Annotated in this window: 13 protein-coding genes; 8 read left to right on the forward strand and 5 right to left on the reverse strand. The window is 73.2% G+C overall.

From position 1 onward, the window contains the following. Nucleotides 1-82 precede the first annotated feature (82 nt). From ABZ565_RS29365 to ABZ565_RS29380, 4 genes are all read right to left on the reverse strand, one after another. Nucleotides 83-673, reverse strand: coding sequence for a malonic semialdehyde reductase (locus ABZ565_RS29365; protein WP_361033330.1), 591 nt, complete (start codon nucleotides 671-673; stop codon nucleotides 83-85). A 148-nt stretch (nucleotides 674-821) separates the two neighbouring features. Continuing rightward, nucleotides 822-1058, reverse strand: coding sequence for an exodeoxyribonuclease VII small subunit (locus ABZ565_RS29370; RefSeq protein ID WP_361033333.1), 237 nt, complete (start codon nucleotides 1056-1058; stop codon nucleotides 822-824). Between the two features lie 77 nt (nucleotides 1059-1135). Beyond that, nucleotides 1136-2347 carry an exodeoxyribonuclease VII large subunit gene (xseA, locus tag ABZ565_RS29375; protein WP_361033336.1) on the reverse strand — a complete coding sequence of 404 codons (1212 nt, stop codon included), beginning with the start codon at nucleotides 2345-2347 and terminating at the stop codon, nucleotides 1136-1138. Nucleotides 2348-2388: 41 nt separating this feature from the next. Continuing rightward, complete coding sequence (locus ABZ565_RS29380) at nucleotides 2389-3762, reverse strand: APC family permease (protein ID WP_361033339.1); 1374 nt, start codon at nucleotides 3760-3762, stop codon at nucleotides 2389-2391. Nucleotides 3763-3845: 83 nt separating this feature from the next. Here ABZ565_RS29380 and ABZ565_RS29385 point away from each other — a divergent pair, with 83 nt between their 5' ends. Further along, complete coding sequence (locus ABZ565_RS29385; RefSeq protein WP_026242553.1) at nucleotides 3846-4826, forward strand: 4-hydroxy-3-methylbut-2-enyl diphosphate reductase; 981 nt, start codon at nucleotides 3846-3848, stop codon at nucleotides 4824-4826. A gap of 64 nt (nucleotides 4827-4890) precedes the next feature. Continuing rightward, nucleotides 4891-5637 carry a polyphosphate--glucose phosphotransferase gene (ppgK, locus tag ABZ565_RS29390; protein ID WP_361033342.1) on the forward strand — a complete coding sequence of 249 codons (747 nt, stop codon included), beginning with the start codon at nucleotides 4891-4893 and terminating at the stop codon, nucleotides 5635-5637. 64 nt (nucleotides 5638-5701) lie between these two features. On the opposite strand, the gene ABZ565_RS29395 is transcribed toward ppgK, so the two are convergent. Beyond that, nucleotides 5702-6232 (reverse strand): DUF6542 domain-containing protein, encoded by a 531-nt coding sequence (locus ABZ565_RS29395; protein WP_361033487.1) that lies wholly within the window; start codon nucleotides 6230-6232, stop codon nucleotides 5702-5704. 253 nt (nucleotides 6233-6485) lie between these two features. Between ABZ565_RS29395 and ABZ565_RS29400 the strand changes: the two genes are divergently transcribed. From ABZ565_RS29400 to ABZ565_RS29425, 6 genes are all read left to right on the forward strand, one after another. Further along, nucleotides 6486-7373, forward strand: a complete 888-nt coding sequence (locus ABZ565_RS29400) for an AraC family transcriptional regulator (RefSeq protein WP_361033345.1) — start codon at nucleotides 6486-6488, stop codon at nucleotides 7371-7373. A gap of 153 nt (nucleotides 7374-7526) precedes the next feature. Further along, nucleotides 7527-8390: an ABC transporter ATP-binding protein gene (locus tag ABZ565_RS29405; protein ID WP_361033348.1), complete on the forward strand. Its 864-nt coding sequence runs from the start codon at nucleotides 7527-7529 to the stop codon at nucleotides 8388-8390. 77 nt (nucleotides 8391-8467) lie between these two features. Beyond that, complete coding sequence (locus ABZ565_RS29410; protein ID WP_361033351.1) at nucleotides 8468-9532, forward strand: iron-siderophore ABC transporter substrate-binding protein; 1065 nt, start codon at nucleotides 8468-8470, stop codon at nucleotides 9530-9532. Beyond that, a complete protein-coding gene (locus ABZ565_RS29415; protein WP_361033354.1) occupies nucleotides 9529-11637 on the forward strand; it encodes an iron ABC transporter permease in 2109 nt (702 codons plus the stop codon). Before ABZ565_RS29410 ends, ABZ565_RS29415 begins: the two co-directional genes overlap by 4 nt. A gap of 45 nt (nucleotides 11638-11682) precedes the next feature. After that, a complete protein-coding gene (locus ABZ565_RS29420; RefSeq protein WP_361033357.1) occupies nucleotides 11683-12732 on the forward strand; it encodes a peptidase C39 family protein in 1050 nt (349 codons plus the stop codon). 71 nt (nucleotides 12733-12803) lie between these two features. Then, nucleotides 12804-14015: a GNAT family N-acetyltransferase gene (locus ABZ565_RS29425; RefSeq protein ID WP_361033360.1), complete on the forward strand. Its 1212-nt coding sequence runs from the start codon at nucleotides 12804-12806 to the stop codon at nucleotides 14013-14015. Nucleotides 14016-14159: the final 144 nt, after the last annotated feature.

The following is a 14159-nucleotide window of genomic DNA, read 5'->3' on the forward strand; positions in this document are numbered from 1 at the left end:
GCCCTTCCGCACCGGGGCCCGCCCCCGGAGCTCTCGCTCCGGGGCCTTCCCCGTATCCGTACGCCGCCCGGGCGGGCTCGGCTCAGACGGTCTTGACGACCTCGTCGAACGCCAGGCGCGGCAGGCGCGGGAACCAGGCGTCCTCGCCCGGCTTGCCGATGTTGACGACCATCAGGACGTTGTGGTCGCCGTCCAGGAACTCCTTCTCGATGCCCGCGGCGTCGTAGCCGGTCATCGGGCCGGCGGCCAGACCGGCGGCGCGGACGCCGATGATGAAGTACGCGGCCTGGAGGGCCGCGTTCAGCGAGGCGGCGGACTCGCGGACCGGGCGCTCCGAGAAGAACATCTCCTTGGCCTGCGGGAAGTGCGGCAGCAGGGCCGGCAGCTCCTCGTGGAACTCGTTGTCCGCGGCCAGGATCGCGACCAGCGGCGCGGTCGAGGTCTTGGGCTGGTTGCCCTCGGCCATGTGCTGGACCAGGCGCGCGCGGGCCTCGTCGGAACGCACCAGCACGACGCGCAGCGGCGACTGGTTGAAGGCGGTCGGGCCGTACTTGACCAGGTCGTAGATGGCCTGGACCTGCTCGTCCGTCACCGGCTCGTCGGTGAACGTGTTGGCGGTGCGGGCCTCACGGAAGAGGAGGTCCTGGGCGGCGGGGTCAAGAACGAGGGACATCGTGCGTATTACCTTCCGGACGTACACGGGGGGATCGGGTCACGGACACGGAGGATCCGGCCACGACGATCACCGTACGGCGAAAGTGCATTAACATTCAACTAAACCAGAAGTGGGGAGACTCACCCCGGGGAGCCGGAATAAGCGGCTACCCCTCCTCCTCCGCCGGACCCGCGAGCGCGGCGTCGAGCCGGGCGCGGGCACCCTCCAGCCAGTGCCGGCACACCTTCGCCAGCTCCTCGCCGCGCTCCCAGAGCGCGAGGGAGTCCTCCAGCGAGGTCCCGCCCGCCTCCAGCCGGCGCACCACCTCGATCAGCTCGTCGCGCGCCTGCTCGTAGCCCAGCGGGCTCGTCGCGGCGGAGACCGCCGTTCCGTCGTCCGTCATGTGTTCCACCCTATGCGTCGGCATGTGTCCGGCCTGTACGTCGTTTGCGGGCCTGCTCCGCAGGGCCCGGGCGGCGCCTACTCCGCGACCCGCACCGCGAACTCGCCCCCCGACACGCGCGCCCGCAGCGGCTCCCCGGCCGCGCCCGCCTCCGCGGGCTGCCGGACCACGTGCCCGTCGGCGCGCTGGAGCACCGCGTAACCGCGCTCCAGGGTCGCTGCGGGCGACAGCGCGAGCACCCGGGCCCTGGTGTGGGCCAGCTCCGAGTCGGCCCGGTCCAGCAGATGGCCCAGCACCCGGCGGGCGCGGCCGGCCAGCGCGTCGACGTCCGCCTCGCGCTCGTCCACCATCCGCCGCGGGTGCTCCATGCAGGGCCGCCCCAGTGCGTGGGCCAGGCCCCGCTCCTCCCGGTCGAGCAGCCCCCGTACCGTCCGCAGGGACCGGTCCCGGAGCTGCCGCACCCGGTCCAGCTCCTCGCCCACGTCCGGCACGACCTTCTTGGCCGCGTCCGTGGGCGTCGACGCCCGCACGTCCGCGACGAGGTCGAGCAGCGGGGAGTCCGGTTCGTGCCCGATCGCCGAGACCACCGGCGTACGGCAGGCAGCGACCGTACGGATCAGCTCCTCGTCCGAGAACGGCAGCAGGTCCTCGACGCTGCCGCCGCCGCGCGCCACGACGATCACGTCCACGTCCGGGATGCCGTCCAGCTCCTTGACCGCCCGCACGACCTGGTTCACCGCGTGCACCCCCTGCACCGCGGTGTTGCGGACCTCGAAGCGGACGGCGGGCCACCGGCGGCGGGCGTTCTCCAGGACATCGCGCTCGGCCGCCGATGCCCGGCCGCAGACCAGGCCGATCAGCTGCGGCAGGAAGGGCAGCGGCTTCTTGCGGTCCAGGGCGAACAGCCCCTCGGAGGCCAGGGACTTCTTCAGCTGCTCAAGGCGCACCAGCAGCTCGCCGATGCCGACCGGCCGTATCTCCGTCGCGCGCAGCGACAGCTGCCCCCGGGGCGCGTACCACTCGGGCTTGGCGAGGACGACGACCCGCGCGCCCTCCGAGACGACGTCGGCGATCCGGTCGAAGACCTGCCGGAAGCACGTCACGCTCACCGAGATGTCGTGCGAGGGGTCGCGCAGCGTCAGGAACACCACCCCGGCACCGGGCCGCCGGGACAGCTGAGTGATCTGGCCCTCGACCCAGACCGAACCGAGCCGGTCGATCCAGCCGCCGATGAGCCGCGACACGTCACCGACGGGCAGCGGGGCTTCCGGGGAAGTGTTCAGAGCCATGCGAGCGAGCGTAACGGCCGGGACCGACAACGGGACCGGCCCTAAGCGGCCACGCCCCGCCGTCCCCGCTGCACCAGGACCACCACCAGCCCCACGGCCAGCCAGCAGGCACCCACCACCTGCGCGCTCTCCGTCGCCTCCACGATCACCGCGATCAGTACCGCCGCGCCCACCACCGGCACCACCAGGTGGCGCCACCAGCTCGGCGGCCCCGCCATCCGCCGCACCACGAACCAGCCGACCACCGACGCGTGCAGCAGGACGAACGCCGTCAGCGCCCCGATGTCCACGACCGAGACCAGATGGTCGAGCCCGTCGTCGCGCCGCGCCGCCCACACCGCCGCGACCAGCGTCACGACGGCCGCGAGCGTGATCGCCACCCGGGGCACCCCGGACCGCGGATCGACCCGCGACAGCAGCCCCGGCAGCCGCCGCTCACGGGCCATCGCGAACAGCAGCCGCCCCGCCGCCGCCTGCCCCGCGAGCGCCGCGAACGCCGCCCCGATCGCCTTGCTCACCGCCACCAGGTCGTGCAGCCAGGTCCCCACCGCCGCGTCCACCGTGTCGTAGAACGCCGAGCCCTGCGCCCCCGGATCCGCGGTCAGCTCCGCCGAGGTCATCGGTTCGAGCAGAGCGGCCAGATACGCCTGCGCCACGAACAGCGTCCCCGCGAGCACCAGGCAGAACAGCACCGCCCGCGCCACCTGCGCGGAGCCGCCCGTCACCTCCTCCGCGAACGAGGCGATGGCGTCGAACCCGAGATACGAGAGCACCGCCACGGACACCGCGCCCAGCACCGCCGTCGTGGAGAACCCGGAATCCCCGGTGAGCGGCGACAGCCAGCCGCGCTGCGCCCCGTCCCGTACGAGGACCACCACGGCGGAGACCACGAACACCAGCAGCACCACGATCTCCATCGCCAGCACCGCGAACCCCACCCGCGCCGCGGCCCGCACGCCCCACAGGTTGAGCAGCGTCGTCACGACCACCGCGAGCGCCGTCCATACCCACCGCGAGACACCGGGAACCAGCGAGTTCATCGCGATCCCCGAGAAGAGGTACGCCACGGCCGGGATCAGCAGGTAGTCCAGCATCGCCATCCACCCGGCGATGAAGCCGGGCCCCTCGCCGAGCCCCTTGCGGGCGTACGCGAACACCGACCCGGCCATCGGGGCGACCCGCACCATCTGCGCGTAACTGAACGCGGTGAACGCCATGACGACGGTCGCGGCGACGTACACCAGCGCGACCGCCCCGTCCGACTTCGCGTCCAGGGTCCCGAACACCCCGACGGGTGCCATGGGGGCGATGAAGAGGAGCCCGTAGACCACCAGGTCCCGGAAACCGAGGGTCCGGCGAAGCCGGGCCCTTTCCGTGGAGCCTTCGCCGCCGGGTTCCGTACCGCTGTCGGCCATGAGCCCTCCATTGGTCGCGTCAAGATCAGTCTCCCGACCTGCTGCCCCCCGCGCCCGTCCGATACGGCCTTACGATGGGACGCATGACTGCTACGACCCCCCGACGCGTCCTCCTCGCCGCTCCCCGTGGCTACTGCGCGGGCGTGGACCGTGCCGTGATCGCCGTGGAGAAGGCCCTGGAGCAGTACGGCTCCCCGGTCTACGTGCGCCACGAGATCGTCCACAACAAGTACGTCGTACAGACCCTGGAGAAGAAGGGCGCGATCTTCGTCGAGGAGACGGCGGAGGTCCCCGAGGGCTCGATCGTGATGTTCTCCGCGCACGGCGTCGCTCCGACCGTGCATCAGGAGGCGGCCGAGCGGAAACTCGCCACCATCGACGCGACCTGCCCGCTGGTCACCAAGGTCCACAAGGAGGCCGTCCGCTTCGCGCAGGACGACTTCGACATCCTCCTCATCGGCCACGAGGGCCATGAGGAGGTCATCGGAACCTCCGGCGAGGCCCCCGACCACATCACCCTGGTCGACGGCCCCGAGGACGTCGAGAACGTCGAGGTGCGCGACCCGTCCAAGGTCGTCTGGCTCTCCCAGACCACCCTCTCGGTCGACGAGACCATGGAGACGGTCGGCGCCCTCAAGGAGAAGTTCCCGCTCCTGATCTCGCCGCCGAGCGACGACATCTGCTACGCCACGCAGAACCGCCAGATCGCCGTGAAGCAGATGGGCGCGGACGCGGACCTGGTGATCGTCGTCGGCTCGAAGAACTCCTCCAACTCGGTCCGCCTGGTCGAGGTCGCCCTCGGCGCGGGCGCCGGCGCCTCCCACCTGGTCGACGGCGCCGACGAGATCGACGAGGCATGGCTGGACGGCGTCTCCACGGTCGGCGTCACCTCCGGCGCGTCCGTGCCCGAGGTGCTGGTCGACGGCGTGCTCGCGTGGCTGGCCGAGCGGGGTTTCGAGGACGTCGAGATCGTGAAGGCGGCCGAGGAGTCCATCGTCTTCTCGCTCCCCAAGGAACTGCGCCGCGACCTGCGCGCGGAGGCGGCGGCCCTGAAGGGCGAGTAGCCGGCGGCACCTTCGGGTGCCGTTCCGGGAGTGATCGCGCGCCGGTGCCCGTACGGTGGATCACATGGAGATCTTCGGCGTGGACATCGGCGGATCCGGGATCAAGGGTGCTCCCGTGGACCTGGACCGCGGAGACCTGGCGCGGGAGCGCCACAAAGTACTGACCCCGCACCCGGCGACGCCCCAGGACGTGGCCGGGTGCGTGGCCGAGGTCGTCGGCCACTTCGACTGGAAGGGCCCCGTGGGGATCACCTTTCCGGGCGTCGTCACGGACGGTGTCACCCGCACCGCGGCCAATGTCGACAAGGGCTGGATCGACCAGGACGCCCGTCGCCTGCTCGGCGACAAGCTCGGCCTCCCGGTCACGGTGCTCAACGACGCGGACGCGGCGGGCATCGCCGAGATGACGTTCGGCGCGGGCCGGGGCCGCGAGGGCACGGTGATCATGCTGACCTTCGGTACCGGGATCGGCAGCGCGCTCTTCATCGACGGCGGGCTCGTCCCCAACACGGAGCTGGGCCACCTGGAGCTCAACGGCCACGACGCGGAGAAGCACGCCTCCACGAAGGCCAAGGAGGACGAGGACCTGGGCTGGCACCACTGGGCCCGCCGGGTCCAGAAGTACCTGGCCCACGTGGAGATGCTGTTCTCGCCCGAACTGTTCATCATCGGCGGCGGAATCAGCCGCAAGGCCGACAAGTTCCTGCCGCTGATCGAACACGTACGGGCGGAAATGGTCCCGGCGGAGCTCCAGAACAACGCGGGGATCGTGGGCGCGGCGATGGCCGCGAAGGCGGCCGCCTCGGACTGACGGCTCGGCGCGAGGGGGCCGGCTCAGCGCTGGGGCGGCCGCGCTCAGCGCGAGGAAGCCCGGCTCAGCGCTGGGAAGGCCGGCGGGGCGCCCGTCCCGCTGCGCGGGCCGCCGGTGACGGCGGGGCGGTGGTGGCCGGCCGGGCGGTGTGCGCGGCCGACATCAGCCGCCGCTGCCGGGCCCGCATCAGCCGCACCTTGCGTACGGAGGCGATGAGGCCCGCGACGAGGGTGCCGCCGTACAGCCAGCCGGCGTGCACGGCGAGGGCGGTGACGACGGCCATCGTCTGCCCGCCGAGGCCGCCGGAGCCACCCGAGAGGGGCGCGATGCCGAGCGCGAAGGCGATGGGCACGCTGATGGGCGCGGTCACCAGGTCGGCCGGCCGCACCCAGAGCGCGGTCAGCGCGCTGACCGGCAGGAACAGCAGCCCGAACACGACAGGGGACTCGTCGAACAGCAGCCGGTCCAGGCAGCCGATCAGGAACATCGCGGCGGCCGCGAAGAGCCCGGCGCCGATTCCGGTGAGCCGGGGATTGGGCAGCCGGCGCAGAGCGCCCACGGCAGGGGAGACCGGCCGCCCGGCGGGCGCGCTCATCACCCGGTGACCGAGGGCCCCCGTGCCGCCGGCCTTCCCGGCTTCCTTGGCCGCCCCCAGCGGGGACAACGGGGCCTGCCGGGTCTGCCTGCGCTGCGGGGGACGTGTCCTGTGCTGCTCCACCGGGACAACGTAGGTCGCCGGGAGGCCGGAACCAGGTGCGGGACACGCGCTTTGGCCGACCTTGGCGATGAGTTCGATGCCACACGGCGCAACGGGAACCGGGCCGGGAGGGCCGCTTAGACTCGTCCGCATGGTCCGGTCGTCGTCCCGTGGTGAGGTGAGCCCGGGGCTGTGGCGGCGCGAGGCGGGCACGGTCGTACGTCGGGCCGGGGCGCTCCCGGAGCGGGCGCCGGCCTCCGGCGCCGTCGTCGCGGAGTTCCGGATCGTCCCCGCCCCCACGGAGTGGGCCCGGCACGCGCACCTGCTGCACGAGCTCGTCTGGGTGCGCGGCGGAACGCTGACGTCCCGGGTGGGCGACCGGGTCTTCACCGTGTTCGAGGGGCACGGGCTCTGGATGCCCGCCGGAGTGGTGCACGCGGGCCGGGCGACGGAGGGTGCGCGGTTCCACAGCGCCTTCTTCACCCCCGACCGCACGCCGTTCGCGTTCGGGGAGCCGAAGGCGATCGCGATGACCCCGCTGCTCGTATCGCTGCTGACGCACCTGTCGCGCACGGATCTCGCCGAGGCGGCCCGGCTGCGGGCGGAGGCCGTCGTGTTCGACGTGATCGAGCCCTCGGAGCACCAGCTGGCGCTGCGGCTGCCCGGTGACCCCCGGATCGACGCGATCGCCGAAGCCCTGCTGGACGATCCCGCCGACGGCCGCTCACTGGAGGAGTGGGCGCGGTGGCTGGGGACCAGCGAGCGCACGATCACCCGGGCGTTCCGCCGGTCGACCGGGCTCTCCTTCGCGCAGTGGCGGCAGATGCTGCGGGTGCACCGGGCGCTGACGCTCCTGTCCGACGGTCTCGATGTGATGTCCGTCTCCGAGCGGCTCGGCTACGCGCAGCCCAGCTCCTTCATCGCCGCCTTCCGGCGCGTCATGGGCACCACGCCCGGCGCGTTCTTCGGGCCGGTGGCCCCGTCCGGGGATGTCCGGAATTCCGTATCGGGTGGCGAGAACACCGGATTGTCTGCCTGACAAGCGGAATATAGTCTTCTTCGAGTTAGGTAACCCTTAGTTGTTGCTCGCCGTATGCGGTGCTGCCCGCGTACGGGAGAGCGTGCGGCCCGGCCCGTGAAGGCCGGGCGGGGGGTGCCCACTCCGCGCCCCTCCGATCACCCGGACCTCCTCATGTTCACAAGCCCCTTCCGCCGTGCCGGAAGACTCCCGGACGGCCCCGCCGCACCGGCGGCCGCGCTCCACGGGCGCGACCTGGTGCTGCGCTACGGCGGCGAGCCGGTCGTCCACGGTGTCTCGGTCACCCTGGAGCCCGGCCGCGCGACCGCCCTCGTGGGGCCGAACGGCAGCGGGAAGTCCACGCTGCTGCGCGCGCTCTCCCGGCTGCACCAGGTGGACGGCGGCCGGGTCACCCTCGGCGCCTCCGACGGAGCGGCCGAGCGTGACGCGGCCCTGCTCAGTCCCCGTGACTTCGCCCGCGAGGTCACCCTGTTCTCCCAGTCGCGGCCCGCACCCCAGGGGCTGACGGTCGCGGAGGTCGTGGCGTTCGGGCGCCACCCCTACCGGCGCGGCTTCGCCGGACCGGCCCCCGAGGACGGTGCCGCCGTCGACCGCGCCATGGGCACCACCGGCGTACGGGACATGGCGGACCGGCAGGTCGGCGAGCTGTCCGGCGGGGAGATGCAGCGCGTCTGGCTCGCGGCCTGCCTCGCCCAGGACACCGGTGTCGTGCTGCTGGACGAACCGACCAACCACCTGGACCTGCGCTACCAGTTCGAGACGCTCGACCTGGTGCGGGATCTCGTGGAGCGCCACGGCCTCGCCGTCGGGATCGTGCTGCACGACCTCGACCAGGCGTCCCGGGTCGCGGACACGCTGGTCCTCATGCACGCCGGCCGTATCCACGCGGCGGGCGCCCCCGCCGACGTGCTCACCGCCGAGAACATCGGCCTGGTCTACGACATCCGCGTCGACGTCGCCCTCGACCCGCGTACGGGCCGGCTGCGCATCGACCCCCTCGGGCGCCACCTCTCCTGACGAGGCCGCCACCCCTTCCGGAGCGGCCGTGCGGCGCTCCGACGCACCCTTCGAAAATGCGAGAAAGAGGACCCTCCATGAACCGCGCCAGCCGCCTGACGGCCGCAGCCACGACCGGGCTCGCCCTGTTCGCCCTCGCCGCCTGCGGCACGACCGACGCCGACGACGTCACGGCCAAGAGCAGCGCCAAGGCCGCCCCCGCCTCCAAGAGCTGCGCCGACGACACCACGACCACGTCGACCGAGCCGGTCTCCCTCACGGACGGCGTCGGCCGGCAGGTGAAGCTCGACAAGCCCGCCAAGCGCATCGCGGTCCTGGAATGGCAGCAGGTCGAGGACGCGCTGACCCTGTGCGTCACCCCCACCGCCGTCTCGGACGCGAAGGGGTACAGCACCTGGGTCAGCGCGGAGAAGCTGCCCGGCGGCGTGACGGACATCGGCACCCGTGAGGAACCCGACCTCGACACCCTGTACGCGGCCGAGCCCGACCTCATCGTCGTGGAGGCGTTCGACGCCAAGGACGAGATGATCAAGAAGCTGGAGAAGCGCGGCGTCCCCGTGCTGGCCACGCGCGGCGCCGACCCGAAGGACCCGATCGGGAACATGCGCCAGGTCTTCAGCATGATCGGCGAGGCCACGGGACGCACCGAGCGCGCCGACCAGGTGCTCAAGGAGTTCGACGACCACCTCGCGAAGGCGAAGCAGCAGGTCACCGACGCCGACCTGCCGACGAAGGACTTCGTGTTCTTCGACGGTTGGCTGGAGGGCAACAACCTCACCGTCCGCCCCTACAGCGACGGCGCCCTCTTCACCGAACTGGGCAAGGAACTCGGCCTGAAGCCCGCGTGGACCAGCAGCGTCAACAAGGAGCACGGCGACGGAGGGGTCGACCCCGCCTACGGCCTCGCGCAGACGGACGTCGAGGGACTCGTCGCGGTGGGCGACGCCAACCTCTTCTACGCCAACGACGAGGGCGCCGGCGGCTATGTCGCCGCGCTCCGTAAGAACCCGATCTGGAAGAAGCTCCCGGCCGTCGAGGAAGGCCGCGCCCACGCCTTCCCGGCCCGGGTCTGGGGCGCCGGCGGCCCCCGTTCCAACGAGCAGGCGATCGACGCCTACGTCGACGTACTCGCCAAGAAGTGAGCGCCGTACGCACAGCGCCGCCCGCGTCGGAAGCGCCGCCGCGTCCACCCCTGGAACGCGGCGGCGGCCCCGCCGGGGCGGCCGTCCTGGCGGTCCTCCTCGCCGCGACCGTCCTGGTGGGCCTGTGGCACCTGACCCAGGGCACATCGGGCGTCGGCGTCGGCGACCTGGTCCGCCACCTCGCCGGGGAACGGGAGGGCGCCGACGGCGCGCCGGTCGGCGAGATCCTCACCGGCTCCCGTCTGCCGCGCCTGTTCGCGGCCGTGGCGGTGGGCTTCGCCCTCGGCTGCGCCGGCACCCTGCTCCAGTCCGTCACGCACAACGCGCTGGCCTCGCCCGACACCCTCGCGGTCTCGGCCGGGTCCTACTTCGCCGTCTCGCTCGTCGCCGCCTTCGGCCTCGCCGTACCGCTGTGGGCCTCGGGCGTCGTCGCCTTCGCCGGCGGCCTGGTCGCGGCGGCCGTCGTGCTGCTCCTCGCGGGCCGGGCGGCGGGCACCTCGGGCACCCGCCTCATCCTCGCCGGATCGGCGATGGCGATGGCCCTGGACTCAGCGACCGGGATGCTCCTCATCCTGTTCAAGCAGAACACCACCGGCCTCTACGCCTGGGGGAGCGGCTCGCTCGCGCAGCTGAACATCGACGCGTCGCTGCGCGCCGTCCCCCTCGTCGTCCTGGTGCTCTGCGCCGCCCTGGCGCTGTCCCGGCGCCTTGACGTGATGAACCTGGGCGACGACACCGCTGCCACCCTCGGCGTGCCGGTCCGGAGCACCCGGGTGGCCGCCGTGGTCTGCGCGGTCCTCCTGACCAGCACCTCGGTGACCCTCGCGGGCCCGATGGCGTTCGTCGGGCTCGGCGCCCCCGTCCTGGCCCGCCTGATCGCCGGGCGGGTCCGCGCGCTGCGCCGGCATCTGTTCCTGATCCCCGCGGCCGGCCTGGTCGGCGCGCTGCTCATCCTGCTCGCGGACGCGGTCCTGCGCGCGGTGCAGGGGGCGGACGGGGCGGCCTCCATCCCCACCGGGGTGCCGACCGCGCTGCTCGGCTCCGTCGTGATCGTGGTCCTGGCGCTGCGGCTGCGCGACACGGGCCGCATCCAGCAGCCCCCACGGGCACGGGTCGCCGCCCGCTCCCGGCGCGCCTACCTCCTCGTCGTGACCGGCGCGGCGGCCCTGCTGCTCGCGGCCGCTCTCGTCGGGACCCTGGCGGGGAGCCTCTGGCTGAAGACCGGGGACCTCGCCCTCTGGATCCAGGGCACCGCCCCCGACCTCATCGGGGCGGCCCTCGACGACCGGGTGCCCCGGGTCACCGCCGCCGTCCTCGCCGGCATGGCGCTCGGACTCGCCGGATGCGTGGTGCAGGGCACCGTACGCAACCCGCTCGCGGAGCCGGGGATCCTCGGCATCACGGCGGGCGCCGGGCTGGGCGCCGCGGGCGTCGTCACCTCGGGGCTCGGCGACGGGCGGACGGCGCTCGTCGCGGTCGCCGTCGCGGCCGGGCTCGCCACCTTCGCGGTGATCGCCCTGCTGGCCTGGCGCGGGGGCTTCCTGCCCGACCGGTTCGTACTGATCGGCATCGGTGTGGGGTACGGCCTCAGCGCCGTGACCACCTTCCTCCTGCTGCGCGCCGACCCGTACAACACGCCCCGCATCTTCACCTGGCTCTCCGGCACGACCTACGGCCGTACGTTCTCCGACGTCGTCCCGGTCGCCGTGGCGCTGGCGCTCGCGCTTCCCGTACTGCTGTCCATGCGCGAGCGGCTCGACCTGCTCGCCGTCGACGAGGACACCCCGCGCATCGTCGGCGTCAGGGTGGAGCGCACCCGGTTCGCCGCGCTGGCGGTCGCCGCGGTGCTCGCCGCGCTCAGCGTGCTCGCCGTCGGTGTCGTCGGCTTCGTGGGCCTCGTCGCCCCGCACCTCGCCCGGTCCCTGGTGGGCGCCCGGCAGGCCCGGGCGATCCCGGTCGCGATGCTGCTCGGCGGGGTGCTGGTGTGCGTGGCGGACGCGCTCGGCCGCACCGTCGCGGCCCCTTCCCAGGTGCCGGCGGGCCTCATGATCGCGCTGGTCGGCGCGCCGTACTTCGTGTGGGTGCTCAAGCAGTCCCGCGCGTGACTTTCTCTGGAGCACTCGATGTCATCCTCCCTGCAAGAAGGCCCCATGCCGTCCGTGGACAGCATCGTCGTGCCGTACGAGCCCGGCACCGCACCGGCCCCGCTCGTACATCAGGACGTGGCGGAGCGCTGGCGCGCCGTCGACCGCTCCGCCCACGCCCCGCACATCGTCGCCGTGACCGGTGACGGCGAGGAGTGGACGGGCGCCGCGCTCGTGACCGCCCGCCCGGACACGGCGTATCTGAAGATCGTGGATGCCGTCGGCGACGTACCGGCCGTCATCGGAGCCGTCGCCGCCCACGCGCGCGACCGGGGGCTCGTACAGCTGAAGTGGGAGGGGTGGACGGCCACGGCGGAGGAGGCCGCCGCCGCGGGCTTCGCCGCTCTGGAGCCGCCGCTCTCGCAGTCGGAGGGCGCGGCCGGTCCGGCCGCCGGTTACGTCCGCTGGCTGAACGACGACGCGGTGACCGCGCCTCCGTACTACGGGCAGACCACCCACTTCACCTGCGGCGCCGTCACCGCCCTCGTCGCCCAGGTGCATGCGGGCGTCCTGCCCCGCGAGGCGCTGGACCGCGGGGCGGAGCTGACGCTGTGGCGCGACGCGACCAACTTCATGGCCTGCGAGCCCGTCGGCCTGGGCGTCGCCCTGCGCCGGGCACGGCCGTCGTCCCAGGTGACGGTCCACCTCGACACGGACCGGCCGGTCATGCTCGACCACCTCGCCCCCGGCGACCAGGAGTGGCGCGCGCTGCTCCAGCGGGCATCGCGTACGGAGGCCGGGCGCATCGGCGTCCCGGTCGACCCCGGCCACTTCCCCCTGAGCGCGGTCCGGGACGCGATCGGCCGGCGGGAACACGTACTCCTGCTGCTCTCGCTCGCCGCGATGCAGGGGTTCGAGGTACCGCACTGGGTGCTCTGCCACGGGGTCGTGCCCGGTGCCGTGGTCATCGATGACCCGTGGGCCAACGGCGCGACCGGGGACACCTGGGTCGACGCCCATCTGCTGCCGGTGCCGGACGCGTTGCTGGACGCGATGTCGAGGATGTCCCCGGGGGACTTCCGCGGGGCCGTGACCCTGCGCTCCGCCCACGAGTAATGCCTGTGCGCCCGGCTCGGGGCCACCCGTACGCTGGGCCCCCTTCCGCACCCGAGGAGAAAGCGGCAGTGATGGAGATCCGTCCCACGACCGATGAGGACCTGGAGGTCTTCGTCGAGACCGTCCACACGGCCTTCGGGCAGTTTCCGGAGACCCCGATCGCGGACGGCGGACGGTGGTGGTCGGCGCTGGAGATGGACCGCGGCCTGCTCGCCGTGGCACCGGACGGGAAGCCCGTGGGCACCGCCGCCGCGTACTCCTTCGAGCTCACCCTGCCCGGCGGGAAGCCCGTCCCGGCCGCCGGAGTGACCGCCGTCGGCGTCGTGCCCTCGCACCGGCGACGCGGCGTGCTCGGCGCGATGATGCGCCACCAGCTCGCCGAGGTGCGGGAGCGGGGCGAGTTCCTGTCGGTGCTGCTGGCCTCGGAGGCGGGGATCTACGGCCGGTTCGGGTACGGCCCCGCGACGTCCACGGCACGGCTGACGGTGCCGCGGCACCGGGCGGAGTGGGCTGCGCCGCGCGGCGAGGCGGCTGACGAGGACACCGGTTCGGTCGAGGTCCTGCGGCGGGCCGACTGCGGCGAGATCCTCGAAGCGGTCTACGACCGCTACCGCCGCGCGCAGCCCGGCGCGCTGTCCCGGCCGCACCGCTGGTGGGAGCTGGGCGCGGGCCAGCCGCCGGTGTCCCGGGCACCCCGCTACGTGGCCGTCCACCGGGACGCGGACGGTACGCCGGACGGGTACGCCAGCTACTCGACCGAGGCCGGCACCCTGACGGTGGACGAGACCATCGCCCTCGGGGGCGCGGCTTTCACCGCCCTGGCCGGGTACGCCCTCGGGCACGACCTGGTCTCCCAGGTCGTCTTCCGGCACCTCCCGCCCGAGCACCCGCTGCGCTGGCAGCTCGCGGACCTCCGGGCCGGCGAGATCGGCGGCCTCACCGACTGGCTCTGGGTGCGCCTCCTCGACGTACCGCGTGCGCTGACGGAGCGCGGCTGGTGCACGGACGGGGAACTCGTGCTGGACGTCGACGACCCGTTCCTGGGCGAGCACGGCCGCTACCTGCTGACCGTCCGGGACGGCAGGGCGGAGTGCGTGCCCACGGACCGGCGGCCCGACCTGTCGTTGGACGTACGGGACCTGGGCTCGGTCTACCTCGGCGGCACCCGCCCGAGCACGCTCGTACGGGCCGGACACATCCGGGCGCACGACCCGGCCGCCGCTGCCCGCGCGGACGCGCTGTTCGGGAGCGACCTGTCCCCGCACTGCCTGCACTGGTTCTGACCACGCCCGCCCGCGACGGCGGCACGGGCCCGAGGGGTCGATCGGGAGTTCGAAGGAGAGCTACTCGCTCCGGTCCCTGTACCGTGATACGCGCACGTGGACGATGGCGCGCCTGGGCCGCCGTCGCGGCCGACCCCACCCTTC

Origin of the sequence: Streptomyces sp. NPDC016469, from assembly GCF_040632905.1 — a bacterium.
In the GTDB taxonomy this organism is placed as follows: Bacteria; Actinomycetota; Actinomycetes; order Streptomycetales; family Streptomycetaceae; genus Streptomyces.

Excerpts from the sequence above, each read along its gene's own strand:
- ABZ565_RS29365 (WP_361033330.1), bottom strand. The coding sequence starts at position 673 with ATGTCCCTCGTTCTTGACCCCGCCGCCCAGGACCTCCTCTTCCGTGAG.
- ABZ565_RS29370 (WP_361033333.1), bottom strand. The coding sequence starts at position 1,058 with ATGACGGACGACGGAACGGCGGTCTCCGCCGCGACGAGCCCGCTGGGC.
- xseA (WP_361033336.1), bottom strand. The coding sequence starts at position 2,347 with ATGGCTCTGAACACTTCCCCGGAAGCCCCGCTGCCCGTCGGTGACGTG.
- ABZ565_RS29380 (WP_361033339.1), bottom strand. The coding sequence starts at position 3,762 with ATGGCCGACAGCGGTACGGAACCCGGCGGCGAAGGCTCCACGGAAAGG.
- ABZ565_RS29385 (WP_026242553.1), top strand. The coding sequence starts at position 3,846 with ATGACTGCTACGACCCCCCGACGCGTCCTCCTCGCCGCTCCCCGTGGC.
- ppgK (WP_361033342.1), top strand. The coding sequence starts at position 4,891 with ATGGAGATCTTCGGCGTGGACATCGGCGGATCCGGGATCAAGGGTGCT.
- ABZ565_RS29395 (WP_361033487.1), bottom strand. The coding sequence starts at position 6,232 with ATGAGCGCGCCCGCCGGGCGGCCGGTCTCCCCTGCCGTGGGCGCTCTG.
- ABZ565_RS29400 (WP_361033345.1), top strand. The coding sequence starts at position 6,486 with ATGGTCCGGTCGTCGTCCCGTGGTGAGGTGAGCCCGGGGCTGTGGCGG.
- ABZ565_RS29405 (WP_361033348.1), top strand. The coding sequence starts at position 7,527 with ATGTTCACAAGCCCCTTCCGCCGTGCCGGAAGACTCCCGGACGGCCCC.
- ABZ565_RS29410 (WP_361033351.1), top strand. The coding sequence starts at position 8,468 with ATGAACCGCGCCAGCCGCCTGACGGCCGCAGCCACGACCGGGCTCGCC.
- ABZ565_RS29420 (WP_361033357.1), top strand. The coding sequence starts at position 11,683 with ATGCCGTCCGTGGACAGCATCGTCGTGCCGTACGAGCCCGGCACCGCA.
- ABZ565_RS29425 (WP_361033360.1), top strand. The coding sequence starts at position 12,804 with ATGGAGATCCGTCCCACGACCGATGAGGACCTGGAGGTCTTCGTCGAG.